Consider the following 21,209-nt stretch of genomic DNA (forward strand, 5'->3'; position numbering starts at 1 on the left):
ATCGGAGACCCCGTGACGACATCCCGCACGCCTGCCCCCGGACCGCTCACCGGACGGGTCGCGCTCGTCACCGGCGGAGGCCGGGGCATCGGGGCGGCGATCACCAGCGAGCTGGCGCTGTCCGGAGCGGCCGTCGTCCTCACCTACCGACGGGACCGCACGGCGGCCGACGCGCTCGTCGAGGAGCTCACGGGCAAGGGCGCCGCGGTCCTCGCGATCGAGGCCAGCATCGAGGACGGCGAGGCCGGCGAGCGCGCGGTCGCCGCGGCCGTGGCGGAGTTCGGGTCGCTCGGCATCCTGGTCAGCAACGCGGGCGTCGCCAGCCGGGGGAACGCCGTCGCCGACACCCCTGCCGAGGAGGTCCGCTGGCTGCTGGAGGTGCACGCGGTCGGGCCGCACCAGCTGGTGCGGGCCGCGCTGCCGCACCTGCGCGAGCAGGAGCGCTCCGACGTGGTCTTCATCAGCAGCATCGCCGCGTCCACGTTCGGCCCGCGGGGCGCGCCCTACTCGATGGGCAAGGCCGCGGTGGAGGCGCTCGCGCACACCCTCGCCCGCGAGGAGCGCGCCTCCGGCATGCGGGTGAACATCGTCGCCCCCGGCCTGGTCGACACCGAGATGGGTCGCCGGCTGGCGCAGGCCACCCGCGCCGTGTCCGACATCCACGAGCTCGACGCCCGGTCGCCCTTCGGCCGGGTCTGCGCCCCCGAGGACGTGGCGCGCACCGTGCGCTTCCTCGTCGGCCCGGAGAGCGGCTACGTCAACGATCAGCGGGTCGTCGTCAACGGGGGGACGTTCTGACCGCCGACGTCCCCGCGCTCCTCGTCGAGCGGGCCGACCGCGTCGCGACGGTGACGCTCAACCGGCCGGAGGTCCGGAACGCCCTCGATACCACCCTGCGAGCCGACCTGCGGGCGGCCATGACCGCCCTCGACGCGGACGACGGGGTCGACGTCGTCGTCCTCACCGGGGCGGATCCCGCGTTCTGCGCGGGGCTGGACCTCCGCCAGCTCGGCAGCACCGGGGAGAACCTGTCGAGCCCGACTCCGGACGACGAACTGCCCTCGTGGTTCCCGTGGGCGCCGCTGACCAAGCCGGTGATCGGCGCCGTCAACGGGGTCGCCGTCACCGGCGGCCTGGAGCTGGCGCTCAACTGCGACATCCTGATCGCCTCGGAGCGGGCCCGCTTCGCCGACACCCACGCCCGGGTCGGCGTCCTGCCCGGCTGGGGCATGTCGGTGCTGCTGCCGCTGGTGGTCGGGCGCGGGCTCGCCCGGCGGATGAGCCTCACCGGGGACTACCTCTCGGCCGAGGAGGCGCTGCGGGCGGGCCTGGTCACCGAGGTGGTCGCGCACGAGGAGCTGCTGCCGGCCGCCCGACGGGTGGCGGCCTCCATCGTGAGCAACGACCAGGCCGGCGTCCGCGCCCTGCTGCGCTCCTACCGGGACATCGAGGCCGCGCTGGTGGGCGACGGGCCGAGGATCGAGGCGGCCACCTCCGCGGCGTGGCGGGCGGGCTTCGACCCGGCGGAGGTGGCGCGTCGCCGGTCGGACGTCATCGACCGGGGCCGGGCCCAGACGACCTGACCCGCACGCACGCGGGCCCTCCTCCGGCAGTGGTGCCGGAGGAGGGCCCGCGGACGTCGCGACCCGAGCCGGGTCAGAGGCGCTCGATGATGATGGCCGGAGCCATGCCACCCGCCGCGCACATGGTGACCAGGCCGTAGCGGCCGCCGGTGCGCTCGAGCTCGTCGAGGATCGTGCCGATCAGGATCGCGCCGGTGGCGCCGATCGGGTGGCCCAGGGCGATCGAGCCGCCGTTCACGTTGACCTTGTCGCGGTCGAGCTCGAGGTCCCGGATGAACTTCTCGGCGACGACGGCGAACGCCTCGTTGATCTCCCAGAGGTCGATGTCGTCCTTGGTGAGCCCGGCCTTCGCCAGCACCTTCTTCGCCGCCGGCACCGGCGCGTTGAGCATCAGCGTCGGGTCGTCGCCGACGTTGGCGGTGGCCACGACGCGGCCGCGCGCCTTCAGGCCGTGCTCCTTCGCGTACTCGGGGGAGGCCAGCAGGACCGCCGCGGCGCCGTCGACGACGCCGGAGGAGGTGCCCGCGTGGTGCACCGGCTGGATGTCCAGCTCCGGGTACTTCTGGTTGATCAGCCCGCGGGCGGTGTTGCCCTCCTCGTCCAGCGGGAAGTCCATGAGCTTGGTGAACGCGGGCTGGAGCGCGGCCAGGCCCTCGGCCGTCGTCTGCGGACGCGGGTACTCGTCCTTGTCCAGGACGACGTTGCCCTCGTCGTCGAGCACCGGGACCAGGCTCTTGTCGAACCGGCCCTCGGCGATGGCCACCGCGGCGCGCTGCTGGCTCTGCACGCCGAGCGCCTCCAGGTCCTCCCGGCTGATGCCCTCGAGGCTGGCGATCGCGTCGGCGCACACGCCCTGGTGCGACTGCGGGTGCACCTTCTGCAGGCGGGCGTTGCCCGAACCCATGCCGTACAGCTTCAGCCCGGCCGCCCGCTCCTCCTGGGCCAGCGCGCCGGTGCCCGACATCATCTCGGTGCCGCCGGCGACGACCAGGTCCTCCATGCCGGACATGACCTGGGCGGCCGCGAGGGCCACGGCGCTGATGCCGCCGCCGCAGAAGCGGTCGAGCGTGACGCCGGAGGCCGTGATGTCGTAGCCGGCGTCGAGCGCGGCCATCCGGCCCAGGTCGCCGCCCTGCTTGCCCTTCTGCGACGAGGTCGACCAGATGACGTCGTCGACATCGGCGGTGTCGAGGTCGTTGCGCTCCGCGATCGCCTTGAGGACCGTGGCGGCCAGGTGCTGCGGGTGCATGTGCGCCAGGGCGCCCTTGCCCACCTTGCCGGTCCCGCGCGGGGTGCGGACGGCGTCGATGATCAGTGCTTCGGACATGCAGGAACTCCTGAGGACGTTCGTTTCCCGGCAGGCACGGTGCCCGGCCGGTTCCAGCGGCTCGTCGGTCACGAGGGCGACGAGGTACGGCTTCGGTGCTCCTGCCGTGTCAGTCCACGGCGGAGGCGTACTCGTCGCGCAGCTTGCCCTTGACCATCTTCCCGGTGGGCGTGCGGGGGAGGGCCTCGCGGAAGTGGAACTCGCGCGGCACCTTGAACCCGGACAGGTGCTCGCGGGCGAAGGCGGCCAGCTCGGCGGCCAGCTCCGTCGTCGGCTCGACCCCGGGGGCCGGCTCGACGAAGGCGACCACGCGCTCGCCCATCTCGGAATCCGGGACGCCGATCACGCCGATGTCGGCGACCGCCGGGTGCAGCGTGAAGACGTTCTCGATCTCCTGCGGGTAGATGTTCACCCCGCCCGAGATGATCATGAACGACGAGCGGTCGGTCAGGTAGAGGAAGCCGTCCTCGTCCACGAAGCCGAGGTCGCCGACCGTCGTCCAGTTCGGGTGCTCGGGGTGCTCGGCGCCGCGGGACTTCTCCTCGTCACCGTGGTAGCTGAACGGCCGGCTCTCCGTCTGGGAGGCGAAGTAGACCGTGCCGATCTCGCGCGGCCCCAGCTCCGTGCCGTCCGGGCCGCAGATGTGCAGGGCGTTCGGGTCGCTGGGGCGGCCGACCGAGCCGGGGTGCTCCAGCCAGGTCGCCGAGTCGATGAACGTCGAGCCGGCGGCCTCGGTCGAGGAGTAGTACTCCATGATGATCGGGCCCAGCCAGTCGATCATCGCGCGCTTCACGTCCGGCGGGCACGGCGCGGCCGCGTGGATGACCATCTTCAGCGAGGAGAGGTCGTAGCCGCTGCGGACCTCCTCCGGCAACTTGAGCATCCGGACGAAGTGCGTCGGCACCATCTGGGTCTCGGTGACGCCGAACCGCTGGATGGCCTCGAGCACGCCCTCCGGGTCGAACTTCTCCATCATCACCACGGTCCCGCCCAGCACCTGGACCGCGGTCATGAACGCCATCGGCGCCGCGTGGTAGGCCGGTGCGGGGGAGAGGTAGACGGTGTCCTCGGTCATCCCGTACAGCAGCTGCAGCACCAGCGACATGTTGCTGGGCTGCTCGACCGACTCGCCGGTCAGCGGGCGCTTGATCCCCTTGGGTCGCCCGGTGGTGCCCGAGGAGTAGAGCATCGTGTCGCCGCGGGGCTGGTCCTCGATGGGGGCGTCGGAGGACGCGTCCCGCACCGCCTCGTAGCTCTCGTACCCGGCGAGCACCCCGCCGAAGGCCAGCCGGTGCTCGACGCCCGGCGTCTCCAGCTTGCCGGCCAGGTCGGCCAGGTTCGCCGACACGAACAGCACCCGCGCGCCGGAGTTCTCGACGATGTACTCGGCCTCGGCCGCGGTGAGGTGGCTGTTGACGAAGGTGACGTACAGCCCGATCCGGACACCGGCCCAGTAGAGCTCCAGGGCCTCGGGCACGTTGTCGGTGAGCACCACGACGGAGTCGCCCGTCGCCAGTCCGACGGTGTCGCGCAGGAAGTGCGCGGTGCGCCGGCTGTTGTCATCGAGCTGCTTGTAGGTCAACGACCGGCCGGAGCCGGACATGACGATCGCGAGCTTGTCCGGCGACTTCTGGGCCCAGGTTCCGGGGTACATGGCACGAAAGTAGAACCTGATCTACTTAGCCACAAGACCCCTCGGCGACGTGTCGTCCCCGGGGCTGCGGGAGCCCCGACGGCCTCCGGGCACGACCGAGGGCCGGGTGCCGGACGAGGTCGTCCGGCACCCGGCCCAGGGGTGCGATCGGTCAGACGCCGAGCGTGGCGGCGATCCGGTCCTGCTGGGCGGTCGGCCCGCCGAGCAGCACGTTCCCGGTGATCGCGTTGCGGTAGTACAGGTGGGCGTCGTGCTCCCAGGTGAAGCCGATGCCACCGTGCAGCAGCATCGTCTGCTTGGCGGCCTCGATGTACCCGCTGGAGGCGAGGTGACGGGCGACGGCCGCGTCCAGCGACGCGGTCTCGCTGCCCTCGGCCAGCGACTCCGACGCCTTGCGGACGGCGGCGTCGGTGAGCGCCCAGTCGGTGTAGATGTTCGCCAGCGGGTGCTTGACGCCCTGGTAGATGCCGATCGGCTGGCCGAAGCTGTAGCGGATCTTGGCGTACTCGGTCGTCATGTCCAGGCACGCCTTGGTGGCGGCGGCCTGCTCGGCGGCGAGGGCCAGGTTCGCCAGGTCGATGACCGACTCGAGGGCGGCCGCGGCGTCGCCGGCGAGCACCCGGCCCGGGGTGCCGTCGAAGGTGACCGTGGCGATGCCGCGGGTCAGGTCCAGCGCATCGACGGGGGTGATCGTCAGACCGGGGGCGTCCCGCTCCACGAGCACGATCCCGGCGGAGGTGGTGACCAGCAGGACGTCGGCGTCGTCGGCGTTGAGCACCGCCGTCTTCGTCCCGGTGACCGCGCCGTCCGAGACGGTGACGGCCGAGTCGGCCAACGCCCACTCGCGGCCGGTGCCCTCGCTGACCGCGAGCGCGCCGACGGCGGTGCCCTCGGCGAAGCGCGGCAGCCACGCCGCGCGGGCCTCCTCGTCGTCCAGGGCGAGCAGGGTGCCGGTCGCCAGCACGCTGGTGGCCAGCAGCGGCGAGGGCACCAGGCCCGCACCGAGCTCGCGCAGCGCCACGACGAGGTCGGACCACGACGCACCGGCGCCGCCGTACTGCTCGGGGATGGCCAGCCCGGCGAGGCCGAGTTCCTGGGCGAGCCGGCGCCAGACCTGCGGGTCGTAGGCGGCGTCGGACTTGATGGTCTCCCGGACGGCGGACATCGGCGCCTGACCGGAGACGAAGCGCTTGACGCTGCTGGCCAGGTCGCGCTGGTCGGCGGTGTCGATGAGGGTCACGGAGTCGCTCCTTGGGCGGACGCGGCGGTCACTTGGACAGCTTGAGCTGGTTGAAGGGGATGTTCTTGTCCACGCCGGCGTCCTTGGGCAGGCCCAGGACGCGCTCGGCGATGATGTTGCGCTGGATCTCGTTGGAGCCACCGGCGGTCGCGCCACCCGGGGCGGCCAGGATCGAGCGCGTCAGCGGGAGGGTGTCGGCGTTCTGCAGCGCCAGCTCCTCGCCGAAGATGTCCTGGACCAGGTCCGACACCCACAGCGGGAACGTCGCGCCGGCCAGCTTGGCCGCCGAGCCGCGGGCGCCGATCGGCACGCCGGCCTTGGCCTCCTGGTGCAGCACCGCGCTGTAGGAGCGCATGGCGCTCTCCTTGGCGTAGACCTGGGCCAGGGTGCGGCGGACCGAGGCGTCGCCGTCCAGACCGCGGGCGCGGACCAGCTCGACCAGCGCGTCGTAGCCCAGCGGGTTGGCGCGCGCCCGGACGCCGGTGCCGATGGTGACCCGCTCGTAGCGGAGCATCGCCACGGCCACGGACCAGCCGTTGTTGACCTCGCCGATGACGGCGTCGTCCGGCACGTGCACGTCGTCGAAGAAGACCTCGTTGAACGGCGCGTCGCCGGTGGCCACGACCAGCGGGCGCACGGTGACGCCCGGGTGGTGCAGGTCGACGATGAACATCGTGATGCCCTGGTGCTTGGGCCGGGTCGGGTCCGTGCGGACCAGGACGGCGCCGAAGTCGCTGAACTGGGCGCCGGAGGTCCACACCTTCTGGCCGTTGATCAGCCAGCCGTCCTCGACCTTCGTCGCGGAGGTCTGCAGGCTGGCCACGTCCGAGCCGCCGCTGGGCTCGGAGAACAGCTGGCTCCAGATCTCGTCACCCTTGAGCATCGGCTCGATGTGGCGCTTCTTCTGCGCCTCGGTGCCGAACTCGAGCAGCACCGGAGCGGGCATGCCGAGGCCGATGACGAACGGGCCGACCGGCATCCGGAAGTTGGCGGCCACCTCGTTGAACGCCAGCTGCTCGGCGGTGCCGAGGCCCTGGCCGCCGTACTCCTTGGGCCAGGTGATGCCGGCGAGCCCGGCCTCCCACAGACCCTTCTGGAAGGCCTTGGACTCCTCGATCGTCGCGCCGCCGCTGCTGGGCTCGTTGTCGTCGAACGGCTTGGCGTTCTGCTGGAGCCAGGCCAGCGCCTTGGCCCTGAACTCGTCGGTCGACATGGTGGTGGGTCCTTCCTGCGGGGGTGGCGGCACGGTCCCGGGAGTCGCGGAGGTCGGTGCCAGGGTGGTTCGGGAAAGTCGGGGTGCCGGGCGAGAACACGTTCTACCTAGGCGGCCCGGTCATGGTCGTATCGCGATCGGACGGCTGTCAAGCAACCGCCGCGGTCGATCAGGTGAGCAGCTTCTGCGCCGCGAACCGGATGCGTTCGTCGGCCGCGTCGGCGGTGAGCCGGCCGTTGAGCCAGTCGATCGTGCAGCCGATCCACAGCGACTCGACCATCTGCAGCGCCAGGCGCTGCCCGGCGGTCACCTCGTGGTCGGCGCCCCAGGCGGCGGCCGCGGCGATGCGCACGAAGGTGGTGTCGTGGTCGACCGGCGGGCGGGTGGTCAGGTGCGCGCCGAAGGGCACCGGCGACTGCCGCACCGAGAGCGCGGCGTGCGCGTACCCGGGGTCGTTGCGCATGGCCTGGAAGGCGCGGGCGAAGACCTCGCCCGCGCGCACCTCGGGTGTCGCCCCGCGGGGACGGCGGGTCGAGACGTCCTGGTCCAGCTTGGCGATCTCGTACCGCACGGCGGCCAGCAGCAGCTGGTTCTTCGAGGGGTAGTAGCGGTAGAGGGTGGCCAGGGCGACCTGGGCCAGCCGGGCCACCTCGCGCATCTGCACCGCCTCGTACCCGCCCTGGCCGGCGAGCTCGATGGCGGCGCGGATGATCCGCTCCACCCGGGCGGCCTGCGCCTCGGACGTGCGCCCGGACAGGCGCTCCTCGGCCAGGACGTCCTCGGTCACCGCGTCGCCGGTCATCGCGTCGTCGGCCATCGCGTCGTCGCTCATCGCGCCGTGGGCCATCGCGTCACCGCTCACGGTCGGCGGTTGCCCAGCACGAGGCTGCCGGCGGCAGCGAAGAACATGCCGACGCCCTGCACGAAGCTGGTCTCGATCCCCGGCAACTGCACGACCGCCTCGCCGCGCAACTGCCGCACGGCCTCCTGGATGGCGAACATGCCGTACATCCCGGTGTGCGTGTAGGAGAGCCCACCGCCGTTGGTGTTCATCGGGAGCCGGCCGCCCTTGGCGGTGTGGCCCTCGGCGATGAAGTCCCGCGACTCGCCGCGACCGACGAACCCGAGGTCCTCGAGCATGTAGAGGGGGAGGTGCGCGAAGGCGTCGTAGGCCATGAGGTGGTCGACGTCGGCGTGGGTGATCCCGGCGGTCGCCAGCGCCTCGGCGGAGGCCCGCTGGAAGGCAAGGAAGGAGCCGGGGTCGGCCATCTGCGAGACCATCGGCGCCTCCGCCGACTCGCCGGACCCGAGCAGGTAGACGGCCCGGTCGGCTGCCGGCAGGTCGGCGGCCCGCTCGGCGCTCATCAGCACCAGCGCACCACCGCCGTCGGTGACCACGCAGCACATGTCCTTGGAGAACGGCCAGGCGATCGGCGGCTGCTCCAGCACCGCCTCGACGGTGGTCGGCGTCCGGCGGGAGGCCCGCGGGTTGTCGACCGCCCAGGCGCGCTGCGCCACGACGACCTGCGCGAGCGCCTCGCGCTCGAGGCCGCGCTCGTGCAGGAAGCGCAGCGCCGGGACGGTGAAGGTCGAGTACGGGGTGTTCGCGCCGTAGATGGCCTCGAACTGGCCCTGCGGCGACGCCGGGTTCGGGCCGCGCCCACCCACGCCCACGCGGGACCGGCCGGACTCGCCGTGGGTCACCAGGACGACGTCGGCGGCGCCCGCGGCGATGGCGGCGGCCGCGTGGCGGACGTGCAGCATGAAGCTGCACCCGCCCACCATCGTGCCGTCGAGCCAGCGCGGGGTGATCCCGAGGTGGTGGGAGACCTCGTGCGCGAACGGGCCCGCCGTCGCGACCCCGTCGACGTCCTGCGCCGTGAGTCCGGCGTCGGCCAGCGCGTTGCGCGCGGCCTGGGCGTGCAGGTCGAGGGTGGAGATGCCGGGCAGGCTGCCGATCTCGGTGGTCTCGGAGGCGCCGACGATCGCGACCCCGCCGCCGTGCATGGACGTCGTGCTCACCGGGCCGCCTCCGCGGGGGTGAACACCGGGATCGCGTACTCGCCGCGCTGCTCGAACGTCACGCGCAGCGGCAGGTCCAGCGGCAGGTTCTCGGGGAGCGGCTCGACACCGACGACGTTCGACATCATCCGCGGGCCCTCCTCCAGCTGGACGAGGGCGATGACCAGGGGTGCGTCGGACGGCGGGAAGGTCCGGTGGTTGATCACGTAGGAGACGAGCGTCGCCCGGCCGCTGGTGACCCGCCACGCCACCTCCGCCGAGCCGCAGTGCGGGCAGAACGGGCGCGGGTAGAAGTAGTACCGGGTGCAGCTGGTGCACTGCTGCACGCGCAGCTCGCCGGCGGCCGCTCCCTCCCAGTACGGCGCCGTCTCGGGCGTCGGGAGTGGTGTCGGACCGGGCATCGGCCGTCCTTCCGCGGAGGGCTGCGAGGAGTGGCGTGCCGCACAACCAGAACAGGTTCTAGGTAAGCGTCAGCCGTGCCGCCGCCCGTTGTCAAGGAGCCCGCCGGACCCTTGCGGTCCGCGTCGGCAGGGTAGTAGAACGTGTTCTCGTAGACGCCGCCTCGCGCGGCCCGGCGATCGCCCCTCGGTGCGGGCGCCGTCCTCCCACCGAGAGGCACGACATGAGCGGCACACTCGACGGCCGGGTCGTCATCGTCACGGGCGCGGGGCGGGGCATCGGCGCCTCGATCGCCCGGCTCTTCGCCCAGCAGGGCGCCCAGCTGGTCCTCAACGACCTCGGTGCCAACCCCGACGGCACCGGCGGGGACGAGGGCCCGGCGCGCGACATCGCCGACGAGATCGTGCGGGCCGGCGGCGCGGCGGTGAGCGACGGCGGCGACATCGCCGACACCGCCACCGGAAAGCGGCTGGTGGACCTCGCCGTCGACACCTACGGGAAGCTCGACGTCCTGGTCAACGTCGCCGGGATCCTCCGGGACAAGATGATCTTCAACCTGGACGACGAGGACTGGGACGCCGTCATCCGCGTCCACCTGCGCGGCCACTTCTCCACGATCAAGCCGGCCGCCGCCTACTGGCGCCAGCAGCGCAACCCCGACGGCCACTACCGGATCATCAACTTCACCTCCGACTCCGCCCTGCAGGGTTCGCCGGGGCAGCCGAACTACGCGGCCGCCAAGATGGGGATCATCGGGCTGACCGCGTCGGTCGCCAACGCGCTGGGCCGGTACGGCGTGACCGCCAACGCCATCGCCCCCGGCGCCGCGACCCGGCTGACCGCGACGATCCCGCAGGACAAGAAGCTGGGCGCCGACCGGCCGGCCACCGACGACTCGCGGTCGCCGGACAACATCGCGCCGATCGTCAGCTACCTGGCCAGCGAGGCCTCCGACTGGCTGTCCGGGCGCACGCTCGGCGCGGCCGGCTACGGCGTGACGCTGTGGAACAACCCCGAGGTGCGCGCCTCGATCAGCTCCGAGGGCCCCTGGGACCCGGAGGACCTGGCGCGGCAGGTGGAGAAGGAGTTCCGCCCCCTGGCCGAGGGAGCTGCACCCGTCGATCTTCATGGCCCAGGTCCCGAAGTAGGTCCGAGCACGAGCAGGCAGGAGGGGGTCCCGGTGCGCATCGGATACGGACTGCGGAGGACGGCGGTCGAGGTCGCCGAGGAGACCGCCTGGGCGCGGGAGCTCGGCTTCGACGCGCTCTCCACCTCGGAGGTCGCCTACGACCCCTTCCTGCCGCTGGCCGTCGCCGCGACGGCCTCGGGGGAGATGCGGCTGGAGACCCACATCGCTGTCGCGTTCGCCCGGAGCCCCATGGTCACGGCGAACGCGGCGCACTACCTGCACGTGCTCTCCGGTGGGCGCGCGGTGCTGGGGCTGGGCACCCAGATCAAGCCGCACATCACCCGACGGTTCGACATGCCGTGGAGCAGCAAGCCGGCCGCGCAGATGCGCGACTACATCCAGGCGCTGCAGGCGATCTGGCGGGACTGGAACCACGGCGAGCAGCTCGCGTTCCGCAGCGAGCACTACAACCACACGCTGATGACCGACATGTTCCGGCCGCAGCCGATGCCCACCGCGCCGGAGGTGCACCTCGCCGCGGTCGGCCCGGTCATGACCCGGCTGGCCGGCGAGGTCGCCGACGGGCTCATCCCGCACGCCTTCAGCACGCCCGAGTGGTTCACCGAGGTCACGCTGCCTGCTCTGCACGAGGGGCTGGAGCGGGCGGGCCGGGAGCGCTCGGACGTCGTCGTGCACTGCCCGGGGTTCGTCGTCGTCACCGGGGAGGAGGGCGCCGGCGAGGAGGAGACTCTGGCCGTCCGCCGGCAGATCGCCTTCTACGGTTCGACGCCGGCCTACGGCGACGTCCTCCGCCGCGCGGGGCGCGGCGAGCTGCACGACCGGCTGCACGCGCTGTCGGTGGGCAGCGACCCGGAGCGGTGGGCCCGCATGGGCGATCTGGTGGACGACGAGCTGCTGTCCGCGTTCTCCGTGATCGGCCCGCTCGGGCACGTCGCCGACGAACTCGCGCGGCGCTACGGTGGCGAGATCGACCAGGTGCACCTCGCGCCGCCGGCCGGCACCACCGCCGAGGACGTCGCGGAGTTCCGGCGCCGGCTGCCCTGACCGGGCTCAGCCCCAGGCGCTGGGGTCCCCGGAGGTCGGCGGCGCCATCCGGGCCTTGAGCCGGGCGTTCGGCAGCGGCGGGGCGGGCAGCCGCTGCACCGCACCGGTGTATCCCTCGACCTGCCCGAACCGGTCGGAGCCGGCCTCCCACTCCGCGCGGTAGGCGGCGATCTCCTCGTGCGAGCGGCCGAGGAAGTTCCACCACATGACCACCGGCTCGCCGAACGGCTCCCCGCCCAGCAGCATCAGCCGCGCCGGCCGGTCACCGGGGTTGGTGAGCGAGAGCCGGGTGGCACCGGGGGCGAGGTAGCCGAGCTCGGCGCGGGCCAGCTCGGCGTCGCCGACGACGACCGGGCCCTCGTCGACCAGCACGCCGTGCTCGAACTCCGGGGCGACGTCGAGCTCGACCTGCGCTAGCACGGCTCGAGCACCAGCTCGGCCCCCAACAGCGGGGTGTGCGTCGGCACGGGGGAGGCGGAGCCGCAGAGGGTCCCGAGCAGCACCCGGACGACGGCGCCGTCCAGCCGGAGGACCTCGGGGACGTGGTGGACGAACGACCGCGGGGCGTGCCGCGCGGACTCGGGCAGCGCCGTCCAGAGCTGGACGCCGTGCAGCACGCCCGACCCCGGGGTGGAGACCTCCGAGTGCGCGACGCCGGAGCCGCCGGTCATCAGGTTCAGCTCGCCGGGCCGCACGAGCGCGTGCGCTCCGGTGGTGTCGCGGTGCTCGATCTCGCCGCTGAACAGCCAGCTGACCGTCTGCAGGCCGGTGTGCGGATGCGGCGGCACGTCCATGCCGCCGGTGCGCGTGACGTCGTCCGGGCCGTAGTGGTCGGCGAAGCACCAGGCCCCGATGAGCGACCGCGCGCGCTGGGGCAGGGTGCGGCGCACGGTCATCGCCCGCGGTCCGCCCAGGGGCACGTCTCGGCTGGTGATGACCTCGACCTCGCTCACGCGGCAGAGCCTGGCACAGCGGGGAGCTCTCCGGTGCTGGGGCAGACTCTGCGCCGTGCCGCTCCGCCGTCCCCGCCGTGTCCTCGTGCTCGGTGGCGCCCGCTCGGGCAAGTCCTCCTACGCCGAGGGCCTGCTGGCCCGCGAGCGGGCCGTCGACTACGTCGCCTGCGGGATCCCGCCCGGTCCCGACGACCCCGAGTGGGCCGACCGCGTCGCGCTGCACCGCGCGCGCCGGCCGGCGTCCTGGCGGACGGTCGAGACGCTGGACCTGCCCGCGGTGCTCGGCCGCTCCGGCCCGCCGGTGCTCGTCGACTGCCTGACCACCTGGCTGGCCGGGCAGATGGACGCCTGCGGCGTCTGGGCCGGCGAACCCGGCGCCGACGACCGGCTGGCCGCGGTCGTCGACGAGCTGCTGGCCGCGTGGACGGGCACCCCGCGGCGGGTGGTCGCGGTCAGCAACGAGGTGGGCAACGGCATCGTCCCGGCGACCCCGTCTGGACGACGGTTCCGGGACGAGCTCGGCGTGCTCAACGCCCGGGTCGCGGGCGCGTCGACGCGGGTCTGGCTGCTGACGGCGGGGCTGCCGCAGCGGCTGCGCTGACGCCCGGTTTCGACGCGTCGGCGCTCGGGCAGGTGCGGGGCCGGTGGTCGCCCGGCCGGGGCGCCGACGGAAGGGGGATCCGTGCGCGCGATGGTCTACCGCGGCCCGTACAAGATCCGGGTCGAGGAGAAGCCGGTCCCGGCCATCGAGCACCCGAACGACGCGATCGTGCGGGTCTCCCTGGCGGCGATCTGCGGCTCCGACCTGCACCTCTACCACGGGATGATGCCGGACACCCGGATCGGCCACACGTTCGGCCACGAGTTCATCGGCGTCGTCGAGCAGGTCGGCTCGTCGGTCCAGAACCTCCAGGTCGGCGACCGGGTGATGGTGCCGTTCAACATCTTCTGCGGCAGCTGCTGGTTCTGCGCCCGCGGGCTGTTCTCCAACTGCCACAACGTGAACCCGAACGCCACCGCCGTCGGCGGCATCTACGGCTACTCGCACACCACCGGCGGTTACGACGGTGGTCAGGCGGAGTACGTGCGGGTGCCGTTCGCCGACGTCGGCCCGGTGAAGATCCCCGACTGGATGCACGACGAGGACGCCGTCCTGCTGACCGACGCCGCCGCGACCGGCTACTTCGGCGCCCAGCTGGGTGAGATCGCCGAGGGGGACACGGTGGTGGTGCTCGGCGCCGGCCCGGTCGGCCTGGTCGCCGCGCAGTCGGCCTGGCTGATGGGCGCCGGGCGGGTCATCGTCGTCGACCACCTGCAGGAGCGGCTGGAGAAGGCCCGCACCATGGCCTACGCCGAGACGCTGGACTACGACGAGTACGACGACGTCGTCGTCGAGCTGAAGAAGCAGACCGACCACCTGGGTGCCGACGTCGTCATCGAGGCGGTGGGTGCCGAGGCGGACGGGAACCTCGCCCAGCAGCTCACCGGCCCGAAGCTGAAGCTGCAGGGCGGCTCGGCCACCGCGCTGAACTGGGCGATCGACGGCGTCCGCAAGGGCGGCACCGTGGCGGTGGTCGGCGCCTACGGCCCGATCCCGAACGCGGTGAAGTTCGGCGACGCGCTGAACAAGGGCCTGACCCTGCGGATGAACCAGACCCCCGTGAAGCGGCAGTGGCCCCGGATGTTCGAGCACGTGCGCAACGGCTTCCTCACCCCTCGGGACATGGTCACCCACCGCTTCCCGCTGGAGGAGATCCCGGAGGCCTACCACGTGTTCTCCAGCAAGCTCGACGGCTGCATCAAGCCGCTGATCGTCCCCAGCGCGTCCTGATCCGACCGGAGGAGCCGTCATGAACCAGGCCGGCCGCGGGGACATCCCCAGCGCCTACGTCCGCGACAAGCGGACGCCGCCGCCCAGCAGCGACGAGCTGCGGGCCCGGATCCCCGGGTGGGGCGTCGACCTCAACCCGACCGACCGGCCCGCCTACCCAAAGCTGCAGCACCGGACCGACACCGGCGCGCACTGGGACTTCCCGGAGCGGCAGCCGGAGGAGTGGCCCCGCGAGCGCTCGGTCGAGCACGCCTTCGTCACCCCGGTCTTCGGCACCGCCCAGCCGCCGCGCGGCCTGTCCGGGGTGATCCGGAGGTACTCCTACGCCCGCTTCAGCGAGGGGCGGCTGGCGCACTGGCTGCTGCTGGTCGCGGCCGACCGGGTGGACGCCGCCGAGCACCGACTCCGCTCGTTCGCCTCGACCCGGCCCGACGTGCCGGCGACCGGGCTGCGCAGCGAGTTCACCCGTGGCGGCCTGCGGTCCCGCCGCGGACGCTCCGACGCGCGGCACCACCTGGTCGATCCGCTGGTCGTGGCCGGGCCGTGGGTCGCGGCCGCCGGTGCCGCCCTCGTCGGCCTCCGGACGCTGGCCCGCGGGCGCCGCTGAGCGCTCAGCCGTCGGCGGGGAACAGCCGGCCCAGCCCGAACCGGGTCGGCGGGCGGAAGGGCTGCCAGTCGTGCCGCGGCTGGGCGAGCCGGTCGGCGACGACCCACAGCACGGCCGGGTCGTGCCCCATGCCGAGGTGGGCCGCGTGCACCGCGACGTTCTCGCTGCGCGGGCCGGGCTGCTGGCGGCAGGCCCGCCAGTCGACGACGCCGTCCCACCGGGAGTAGACGGCGGTGCTCGGCACGGCCAGCGGAGCGGCCGGCCTGCCGCGGGCGGTCGGGTAGCCACCGAACGGCGAGCCCAGCGAGACCACCTGTCGCACCTGCCGGGGCGCCTTCCGGGCGAGGCCGCGCGCGAAGATGCCGCCCAGGCTCTGGCCGACGATGCTCACCGCGGTCCCGTGCTCGGCGGCGAGCCGGTCGAGCAGCCGCGGCAGCGCGTCGTCGAGCTCCCGCGAGGGGCCGCGGTTGCGCCCGAGGTCCCAGCCGACGACCGGGTAGCCCAGCCGGCGCAACCAGGTGCGCAGCACCGCGGTGGAGGCGTCCGACGCCATGAGGCCGGGGAGCACCAGGACGGGGTGCGGCTCGCCGCGCGGCGCCAGTTGCAGCAGCGGGAGACCGGCCGCGAAGGCGCCGGCACTGGCCAGCGCGCGGACCGGCTCGGTGGCACCCAGGAGCCCGGGCCGGCGACGGCGCGGGGGCCGCGCGGGGGGACGGGTCACCGGCTCAGTCCACCGTCGGCGGGAGGAGCCGCGGTGCGAAGACCTCGTCGATCGGCCGCGGCCCCACGTACTGCCGGCAGGTGCACGGCACCCAGCTGTGGCCGGACCACCGGCCGCGCTTGTCGAAGGTGTCCCGCCGCAGCTCGGCGTGGCAGGTGGAGGTGTCGCGGTCGTGCTGGCTGAGCGCGTGCCCGCAGCCGCACACCGGGGTGACCGGCGGAGGAGGAGCGGGCTTCCGGCGGCCCAGCCGGCCGGCGAGGAACCCGGTGGCGAGCAGGGCCCCGCCCACCAGCAGGCTGATCGGGTCCACGGCGCCCTCCTCGTGCTCGGCGGCCGTTCGACGGTAACCCGCCGGCGCCCGGGGCTGCTGCTTTCCCCCGATCGGGCGGGATTACCGCGCTGTGTTGCAGGGCACAGGAGGTGCGTGGACACGTACGCCGTAGGTTTCGCCCGCCCGGACCGCTGGTCCGGCGGGGAGCCCGCTCAGCTGTCGCACCCCTGGCACGCCGTCGAGGCGCACCGCCCGCCCGCCGAGCTGGACGGGGAGATCGAGCTCGCCGTGTGCGGGGCGATCGTCCAGGTCTGGGGTTCGCAGAAGTGGACCCGCGTCGGCGCCGGGCGCACCGCCTGCCCGACCTGCCAGCAGGTCACCGCGGTCGGCCGGACGCTCACCTCCGCCCGCTGACCGCTCCGCGGCGCCCGCGCCTCACCGCTCGGGGCGCCGCCCGCTGATCGCCGAGATCCCGGTGACCTCCCGGCCGATGATCAGCGCCTGCACCGAGTCGGTGCCCTCGAACGTGAAGATCGCCTCCATGTCGGCGTGGTGCCGCGCGACGTGGTGCTCGAGCAGGATCCCGTCGCCGCCGAGGATGTCGCGGGCGTCCGCGACGATCGCCCGCGCCTTGGCCGCGTGGTTCATCTTGGCCAGCGAGGCCATCGCCGCCGTCATCCGGCCGGCGTCGGCGAGCGTGGACAGCCGCCAGCACATCAGCTGCATCGAGGTGATCTCGGCGAGCATCCGCGCCAGCTTGTCCTGCACCAGCTGGAAGCCGGCGATGGGCTGGCCGAACTGCTCCCGCCGCAGGGCGTGCGCCAGCGCCAGCTCGTAGGAGGCCATCGCCAGCCCCAGCGCCCGCCAGGCCACGGTGTACCGGGTGCGGTCGAGCATCCGGGAGACGTCCTTGAACGAGTGGCACTCGGCCAGCTTGTTCTCCACCGGCACGCGGACGTCGGTCAGCGTGATCTCGGCCTGCCACACCGCGCGCAGCGCCGTCTTCCCGGTCATGACCGTCGCGTCGTAGCCCTCGAGCTGCCCGTCCCGCCCGCCGGTCTCGACGACGTAGCCGCCCACGGCGCCGTCCTCGCCGCGCGCCCAGATGATCACGTAGTCGGCGATCGAACCGTTGCCGATCCACTTCTTCCGCCCGTTGAGCACGAAGGAGTCGCCGTCCCGGCGGGCGGAGGTCTCCAGACCGACCGCGTCGGAGCCGTGCTCGGGCTCGGTGAGCCCGAAGGCGCCGATCTTGTCCAGCCGCGCCATCTCCGGCAGCCAGCGCCGGCGCTGCTCCTCCGAGCCGAGCACCGCGATCGACTGCATGGCCAGGAAGCTGTGCACGCCGTTGAACGTGCCGATGCTGCCGTCGGACCGGGCGAACTCGGCGGCGACCAGGCCCGCGGCGACGTTGCTCATGCCCGGGCAGCCGTAGCCCTCGATGGTCCCTCCGACGACGCCGAGCCCGGCCAGCTTCGGCACGACCTCGAAGGGGAACTCCGCCCGGTCCCAGTACTCGTTGATGGTGGGCTCGACCTCCTGCAGGCAGAAGGCGCGCACCCGGTCGCGGATCTCCTTGTCCTCCGGGGAGAGCAGCTCGTCCAGCAGGTAGAAGTCAGGGCTCGCGGCGGTCACCTGCGGGACGCTACGACGCTTGCGGGCATGCTGCTCGTCGTGCGGATCGTGGTGGCCCCCGACTCCTTCAAGGGCAGCCTGTCCGCCGACCGCGCGGCCGACGCGATCGCCGCCGGCGTCGCCCGGGCGGTACCCGGTGCCGAGCTGGCGCTGCGCCCCGTCGCGGACGGGGGAGAGGGCACCGTCGCCGCCGCGCTGCGGGCCGGGTGGGGGCCGCGGGCGGTGGGGGTGACCGGGCCCGACGGGCGGCCGGTGGAGGCCGAGCTCGCCCTCCGGGGGACGACGGCGGTGCTGGAGCTCGCGACCGCCGCGGGGCTGGGGCTGCTCGACCGGCCAGCCCCGCTGACCGCGACCACGCGCGGGGTGGGGGAGCTCGTGCGGCACGCCCTCGACGCGGGGGCCCGGCGGATCGTGCTGGGCATCGGCGGCAGCGCGACCACCGACGGCGGCGCGGGCATGCTGCAGGCGCTCGGGGTGCGGCTGCTGGACGCCGCCGGCCGGGAGGTGCCGCCCGGTGGGGCAGGGCTGGCGCGCCTGGACCGGATCGACGCCTCCGCCCTGGACCCGCGCCTGGCGGGAGTGGTGCTCGTCGTCGCCTCGGACGTCGACAACCCGCTGACCGGACCGGCCGGGGCGGCGCACGTCTTCGGCCCGCAGAAGGGCGCCTCGGCCGACGACGTGCGCGCGCTGGACGCGGCGCTCGGCCGCTACGCCGTCGTCCTCGCCCGCGACCTGGGTGCCGACGTCGCGGCGACCCCGGGCGCCGGGGGAGCGGGCGGGACGGCGGCCGGTGCCCTGGCCGTCGGTGCCCGCCTGGTCTCGGGGGCCGGACTGGTGTGCGACCTCGTCGGGCTCTCCGACGCCGTGGCCGGGGCGGCGCTGGCGATCACCGGGGAGGGGTCGCTGGACGCGCAGACGCTGCGCGGCAAGGCGCCGGCGGAGGTGGCGCGGCGGGCGGCCGCGGCGGGGGTGCCCTGCCTGGCGCTCGCAGGCCGGGTGGCGCTGGGCGCCGACCAGCTCGGCGCCGCGGGGTTCGCCGCCGCGCACGCGCTCACCGAGGTCGAACCCGACGCCGGTCGCTGCCTCGCCGAGCCGGAGCGCCTGCTCGGGGAACTGGCCGCCCGGGTGGTCCCTCAGCTGGTCAGCAGCCCGCGCACGTAGGCGGCCTGGCCGAGGTGCTGGAAGTCGTCGGACAGCACGCTCACCAGCCGGACCCCGAGGGTGACCGGCGGGTCCCAGCGCTCGTCGACGACGCGGTCGAGGTCGCTGTCGGTGAGCCCGTCGAGGAACTCCGCCGTGCGCGCCGAGACCGCGGCGGCGTAGCCGACGAGCAGGTCGGCCGACGGCACGCGGACCCGGCCGACCTGCTCGGCGTCGAACCCGTAGCCGGTCTCGGAGGCGTCGAAGGGCAGGTCGAACCGGTCGGCCCAGCCGTCGGCCGTCCACACCTGCTCGTGGCCGGCGACCTCGGAGACGTGGTCGTCCTGGACGCGGACGAGGTGCCACGCCAGCCAGCCGATCGGGTTGGCGTCGGGGGCGGGTCGGGCGGCGAGGTCGTCGGCGGTCAGGCCGCCGACGGTCGCCGCCAGGGTCTCGTGGATCTGGCCGTAGGCGTACCGGAGGAGGTCGGCGCTGCGCATGGGCCGGGACCTACCCGCGCAGCCGCCGCCCTCACCCGCGGATCAGGACGGGTGGGCGCCGCCGACGGCCTCGTCGGTCGAGCCCTCGGGCTCGCTCTGCGCCTCCAGGTCGGCGGCCAGTTCGGGGGTCTCCTGCTCGAGGGCGATGTCGCGGGGCTGGGGCTCGGGAGTCGTCATGTCCCCAGCCTCACCCAGGACGCCGGGCCCGGCACGGCGAACGGTCAGGTCCTGCGGGCGACCACCGCGAAGGCGACGGCGCCGACGCCGATCTCGGCGAACAGCAGGAGCGCCAGGCACATCTCGACGGAGGCGCCGAAGGCGATCGCGATCGCGGCTATCGCGGTGAGCGGGCAGGCGGCGAGGCCGAGCACCGCCAGGGCCCGGGTGAGGACGGCGTCGTCCCGCTCGTCGCCGGTCTGCGTCCAGGCGCGCTCGAAGGTGGTGGCGCGGTCGGGGCGCCGGGACACCCGCCAAGTCATCACGGCGGCGACCACCAGGCCGAACGCGGCACCCTGCAGCAGGCCGTCGCCCATGTTGCCCGGGCCGTGCTCGCGCAGCAGCAACCCGACGGTGACGACGACCGCCAGCGTCGAGCCGGAGACCAGCAGGAACGCGGCCAGCTGCTTGCCGGTGAACTGGTCAGTCGACATGGAAGATCTCCTCGACGGTGCGGGCGAAGTGCCGGGCGATGGCGATGGCCAGGGGGAGCGAGGGGTCGTAGCGACCGGTCTCGATGGAGTTGACGGTCTGCCGGGACACCGAGAGCGCCTCCGCGAGCTCCCGCTGCGACAGGCCCGCGGCCGTGCGCAGCTCCTTGACGGTGTTCTCCATGGCTCCTCGACTGGTCAAGCGAGCTTGACACGTCAAGCGTGCTTGACTGATCCGCGCATGTCAAGGCGACTTGACTTCTGATCCGCCTTCCGGCGATCGGGTGCCACCGCTATCATCGCCGCATGACGATGAATGCACGGACGACGCAGGGACCGCCCGTCGATGAAGCGGCGGCGATGTCCACGGCCGCGAGCCTGTTCCGCAGCCTGGGAGAGCCGGCCCGCCTCGCGATCCTGCGGCACCTGGCCGGCGGTGAGCACAGGGTCGTCGAGCTGACCGAGCACCTCGGCCTCGCGCAGTCGACCGTCTCCGCGCACCTCGCCTGCCTGCGGGACTGCGGCCTGGTCGCCTCCCGGCCGGCGGGCCGGGCCACGATGTGGTCGCTCGCCCACCCCGGCGAGCTGGTGGACGTGCTGGCGTCGGCCGAGCGGCTGCTCGCGGCCACCGGCGACGCCGTCGCGCTGTGCCCCACCTCCGGTGCGGGGGTCGAGCGATGACCGTCGTCGCGCTGGTCCTGTACGTCGTGGCCCTCGTCGTGCTGTTCGGCGTCCGGTCCTGGGTGCAGCTGCGGCGGACCGGCTCGGCCGGGTTCCGCGGCATCTCCGGGACGCCCGCCGACGCGGGGTGGTGGGGCGGCGTCCTGTTCGTCGTCGCGATGGTGCTGGGGCTGGCCGGCCCGGTGCTCGCGGTGGCCGGCGCCGTGCCGGCCGATCCGCCGCTCGCCGTCGAGGTCGTCGGGCTGCTCGTGGCGCTCGCCGGCTTCGCCGCGACGTTGGCGGCGCAGACCGGCATGGGCTCGTCGTGGCGGATCGGGGTCGATCCCGGTGAGCGCACCGAACTGGTCACGTCCGGGGTGTTCGCGCTCGTGCGCAATCCGATCTTCACCGCGATGGTCACCGCGCAGCTCGGCGTCGTCCTGCTGGTGCCGACCTGGGTGAGCGCGCTGGCCCTGGTGGCCCTCGTCGTCGCGGTCCAGCTGCAGGTGCGCGCGGTCGAGGAGCCCTACCTGCGCGCCGTGCACGGCGCCGCGTACGACGGCTACGCCGCGGCGACCGGCCGGTTCGTGCCGCGAGTGGGCTGACCGGCCG

The 21,209-nt window shown here is 73.7% G+C and carries 26 protein-coding genes; 10 read left to right on the top strand and 16 right to left on the bottom strand.

Annotation, left to right across the window (positions count from 1 at the left end):
• The first annotated feature begins 12 nt into the window (after positions 1-12).
• Both JKP75_RS06250 and JKP75_RS06255 read left to right on the top strand, forming a co-directional pair.
• A complete protein-coding gene (locus JKP75_RS06250) occupies positions 13-798 on the top strand; it encodes an SDR family oxidoreductase (protein ID WP_200492140.1) in 786 nt (261 codons plus the stop codon).
• Positions 795-1,583 (top strand): enoyl-CoA hydratase, encoded by a 789-nt coding sequence (locus JKP75_RS06255; RefSeq protein WP_200492620.1) that lies wholly within the window; start codon positions 795-797, stop codon positions 1,581-1,583. The genes JKP75_RS06250 and JKP75_RS06255 overlap by 4 nt, the downstream gene beginning before the upstream one ends.
• Positions 1,584-1,656: 73 nt before the next feature.
• On the opposite strand, the gene JKP75_RS06260 is transcribed toward JKP75_RS06255, so the two are convergent.
• The 7 genes from JKP75_RS06260 to JKP75_RS06290 form a co-directional block, all read right to left on the bottom strand.
• Entirely contained in the window at positions 1,657-2,910 is a 1,254-nt protein-coding gene (locus JKP75_RS06260; RefSeq protein ID WP_200492139.1) for an acetyl-CoA C-acetyltransferase, read from the bottom strand.
• Positions 2,911-3,019: 109 nt separating this feature from the next.
• Positions 3,020-4,564, bottom strand: coding sequence for an acyl-CoA synthetase (locus tag JKP75_RS06265; RefSeq protein ID WP_200492138.1), 1,545 nt, complete (start codon positions 4,562-4,564; stop codon positions 3,020-3,022).
• 151 nt (positions 4,565-4,715) lie between these two features.
• Positions 4,716-5,804, bottom strand: coding sequence for an acyl-CoA dehydrogenase family protein (locus JKP75_RS23700; protein ID WP_200492137.1), 1,089 nt, complete (start codon positions 5,802-5,804; stop codon positions 4,716-4,718).
• A gap of 28 nt (positions 5,805-5,832) precedes the next feature.
• A complete protein-coding gene (locus JKP75_RS06275; RefSeq protein ID WP_200492136.1) occupies positions 5,833-7,017 on the bottom strand; it encodes an acyl-CoA dehydrogenase family protein in 1,185 nt (394 codons plus the stop codon).
• A gap of 169 nt (positions 7,018-7,186) precedes the next feature.
• The gene (locus JKP75_RS06280) at positions 7,187-7,879 is read right to left on the bottom strand and encodes a TetR family transcriptional regulator (protein WP_200492135.1); all 693 of its coding nucleotides are present in this window, start codon (positions 7,877-7,879) and stop codon (positions 7,187-7,189) included.
• A complete protein-coding gene (locus tag JKP75_RS06285) occupies positions 7,876-9,039 on the bottom strand; it encodes a thiolase (protein ID WP_200492134.1) in 1,164 nt (387 codons plus the stop codon). The genes JKP75_RS06280 and JKP75_RS06285 overlap by 4 nt, the downstream gene beginning before the upstream one ends.
• Entirely contained in the window at positions 9,036-9,440 is a 405-nt protein-coding gene (locus tag JKP75_RS06290; RefSeq protein ID WP_200492133.1) for a Zn-ribbon domain-containing OB-fold protein, read from the bottom strand. Before JKP75_RS06290 ends, JKP75_RS06285 begins: the two co-directional genes overlap by 4 nt.
• A 221-nt stretch (positions 9,441-9,661) precedes the next feature.
• Here JKP75_RS06290 and JKP75_RS06295 point away from each other — a divergent pair, with 221 nt between their 5' ends.
• Complete coding sequence (locus tag JKP75_RS06295) at positions 9,662-11,632, top strand: TIGR03617 family F420-dependent LLM class oxidoreductase (protein WP_200492853.1); 1,971 nt, start codon at positions 9,662-9,664, stop codon at positions 11,630-11,632.
• Positions 11,633-11,638: 6 nt separating this feature from the next.
• Here JKP75_RS06295 and JKP75_RS20715 read toward each other — a convergent pair whose 3' ends face one another.
• Entirely contained in the window at positions 11,639-12,052 is a 414-nt protein-coding gene (locus JKP75_RS20715; RefSeq protein ID WP_309229565.1) for a pirin-like C-terminal cupin domain-containing protein, read from the bottom strand.
• On the bottom strand, positions 12,046-12,585 hold the full coding sequence (locus JKP75_RS20720) for a pirin family protein (RefSeq protein WP_309229567.1): 540 nt from the start codon (positions 12,583-12,585) through the stop codon (positions 12,046-12,048). The genes JKP75_RS20715 and JKP75_RS20720 overlap by 7 nt, the downstream gene beginning before the upstream one ends.
• A 55-nt stretch (positions 12,586-12,640) precedes the next feature.
• Between JKP75_RS20720 and JKP75_RS06305 the strand changes: the two genes are divergently transcribed.
• From JKP75_RS06305 to JKP75_RS06315, 3 genes are all read left to right on the top strand, one after another.
• Positions 12,641-13,186, top strand: a complete 546-nt coding sequence (locus JKP75_RS06305; protein WP_309229568.1) for a bifunctional adenosylcobinamide kinase/adenosylcobinamide-phosphate guanylyltransferase — start codon at positions 12,641-12,643, stop codon at positions 13,184-13,186.
• Between the two features lie 90 nt (positions 13,187-13,276).
• Positions 13,277-14,416, top strand: a complete 1,140-nt coding sequence (locus JKP75_RS06310; RefSeq protein ID WP_207146849.1) for a zinc-dependent alcohol dehydrogenase — start codon at positions 13,277-13,279, stop codon at positions 14,414-14,416.
• A gap of 19 nt (positions 14,417-14,435) precedes the next feature.
• Entirely contained in the window at positions 14,436-15,023 is a 588-nt protein-coding gene (locus tag JKP75_RS06315) for a hypothetical protein (RefSeq protein ID WP_200492126.1), read from the top strand.
• Between the two features lie 4 nt (positions 15,024-15,027).
• Here the strand turns inward: JKP75_RS06315 and JKP75_RS06320 are convergent, their stop codons facing one another.
• Positions 15,028-15,744 carry a triacylglycerol lipase gene (locus JKP75_RS06320; protein WP_200492125.1) on the bottom strand — a complete coding sequence of 239 codons (717 nt, stop codon included), beginning with the start codon at positions 15,742-15,744 and terminating at the stop codon, positions 15,028-15,030.
• A 4-nt stretch (positions 15,745-15,748) separates the two neighbouring features.
• Positions 15,749-16,054, bottom strand: a complete 306-nt coding sequence (locus JKP75_RS06325) for a hypothetical protein (protein WP_200492124.1) — start codon at positions 16,052-16,054, stop codon at positions 15,749-15,751.
• 114 nt (positions 16,055-16,168) lie between these two features.
• On the opposite strand from JKP75_RS06325, the gene JKP75_RS06330 reads away from it, so the two are divergent.
• Positions 16,169-16,429 (top strand): hypothetical protein, encoded by a 261-nt coding sequence (locus JKP75_RS06330; protein ID WP_200492123.1) that lies wholly within the window; start codon positions 16,169-16,171, stop codon positions 16,427-16,429.
• A gap of 21 nt (positions 16,430-16,450) precedes the next feature.
• On the opposite strand, the gene JKP75_RS06335 is transcribed toward JKP75_RS06330, so the two are convergent.
• Positions 16,451-17,650 carry an acyl-CoA dehydrogenase family protein gene (locus JKP75_RS06335; RefSeq protein WP_200492854.1) on the bottom strand — a complete coding sequence of 400 codons (1,200 nt, stop codon included), beginning with the start codon at positions 17,648-17,650 and terminating at the stop codon, positions 16,451-16,453.
• Positions 17,651-17,677: 27 nt separating this feature from the next.
• Between JKP75_RS06335 and JKP75_RS06340 the strand changes: the two genes are divergently transcribed.
• The gene (locus JKP75_RS06340) at positions 17,678-18,811 is read left to right on the top strand and encodes a glycerate kinase (RefSeq protein WP_207146586.1); all 1,134 of its coding nucleotides are present in this window, start codon (positions 17,678-17,680) and stop codon (positions 18,809-18,811) included.
• On the opposite strand, the gene JKP75_RS06345 is transcribed toward JKP75_RS06340, so the two are convergent.
• From JKP75_RS06345 to JKP75_RS06355, 4 genes are read right to left on the bottom strand one after another with little or no spacing between them, the layout of a single operon-like run.
• Positions 18,784-19,290 (bottom strand): DinB family protein, encoded by a 507-nt coding sequence (locus JKP75_RS06345; protein WP_200492122.1) that lies wholly within the window; start codon positions 19,288-19,290, stop codon positions 18,784-18,786. The two genes, JKP75_RS06340 and JKP75_RS06345, sit on opposite strands and share 28 nt — an antisense overlap.
• Positions 19,291-19,332: 42 nt before the next feature.
• The gene (locus JKP75_RS22540) at positions 19,333-19,467 is read right to left on the bottom strand and encodes a hypothetical protein (RefSeq protein ID WP_255522706.1); all 135 of its coding nucleotides are present in this window, start codon (positions 19,465-19,467) and stop codon (positions 19,333-19,335) included.
• 44 nt (positions 19,468-19,511) lie between these two features.
• Entirely contained in the window at positions 19,512-19,940 is a 429-nt protein-coding gene (locus tag JKP75_RS06350; RefSeq protein WP_200492121.1) for a hypothetical protein, read from the bottom strand.
• On the bottom strand, positions 19,930-20,121 hold the full coding sequence (locus JKP75_RS06355; protein ID WP_200492120.1) for a helix-turn-helix transcriptional regulator: 192 nt from the start codon (positions 20,119-20,121) through the stop codon (positions 19,930-19,932). The genes JKP75_RS06350 and JKP75_RS06355 overlap by 11 nt, the downstream gene beginning before the upstream one ends.
• A gap of 122 nt (positions 20,122-20,243) precedes the next feature.
• On the opposite strand from JKP75_RS06355, the gene JKP75_RS06360 reads away from it, so the two are divergent.
• Positions 20,244-20,618, top strand: coding sequence for a helix-turn-helix transcriptional regulator (locus JKP75_RS06360; protein WP_200492119.1), 375 nt, complete (start codon positions 20,244-20,246; stop codon positions 20,616-20,618).
• Positions 20,615-21,202 (top strand): isoprenylcysteine carboxylmethyltransferase family protein, encoded by a 588-nt coding sequence (locus JKP75_RS06365; RefSeq protein ID WP_200492118.1) that lies wholly within the window; start codon positions 20,615-20,617, stop codon positions 21,200-21,202. The genes JKP75_RS06360 and JKP75_RS06365 overlap by 4 nt, the downstream gene beginning before the upstream one ends.
• The last annotated feature ends 7 nt before the right edge of the window (positions 21,203-21,209 follow it).

The sequence above is a fragment of the Blastococcus sp. TML/M2B genome (assembly GCF_016612865.1).
GTDB lineage: Bacteria > Actinomycetota > Actinomycetes > Mycobacteriales > Geodermatophilaceae > Blastococcus.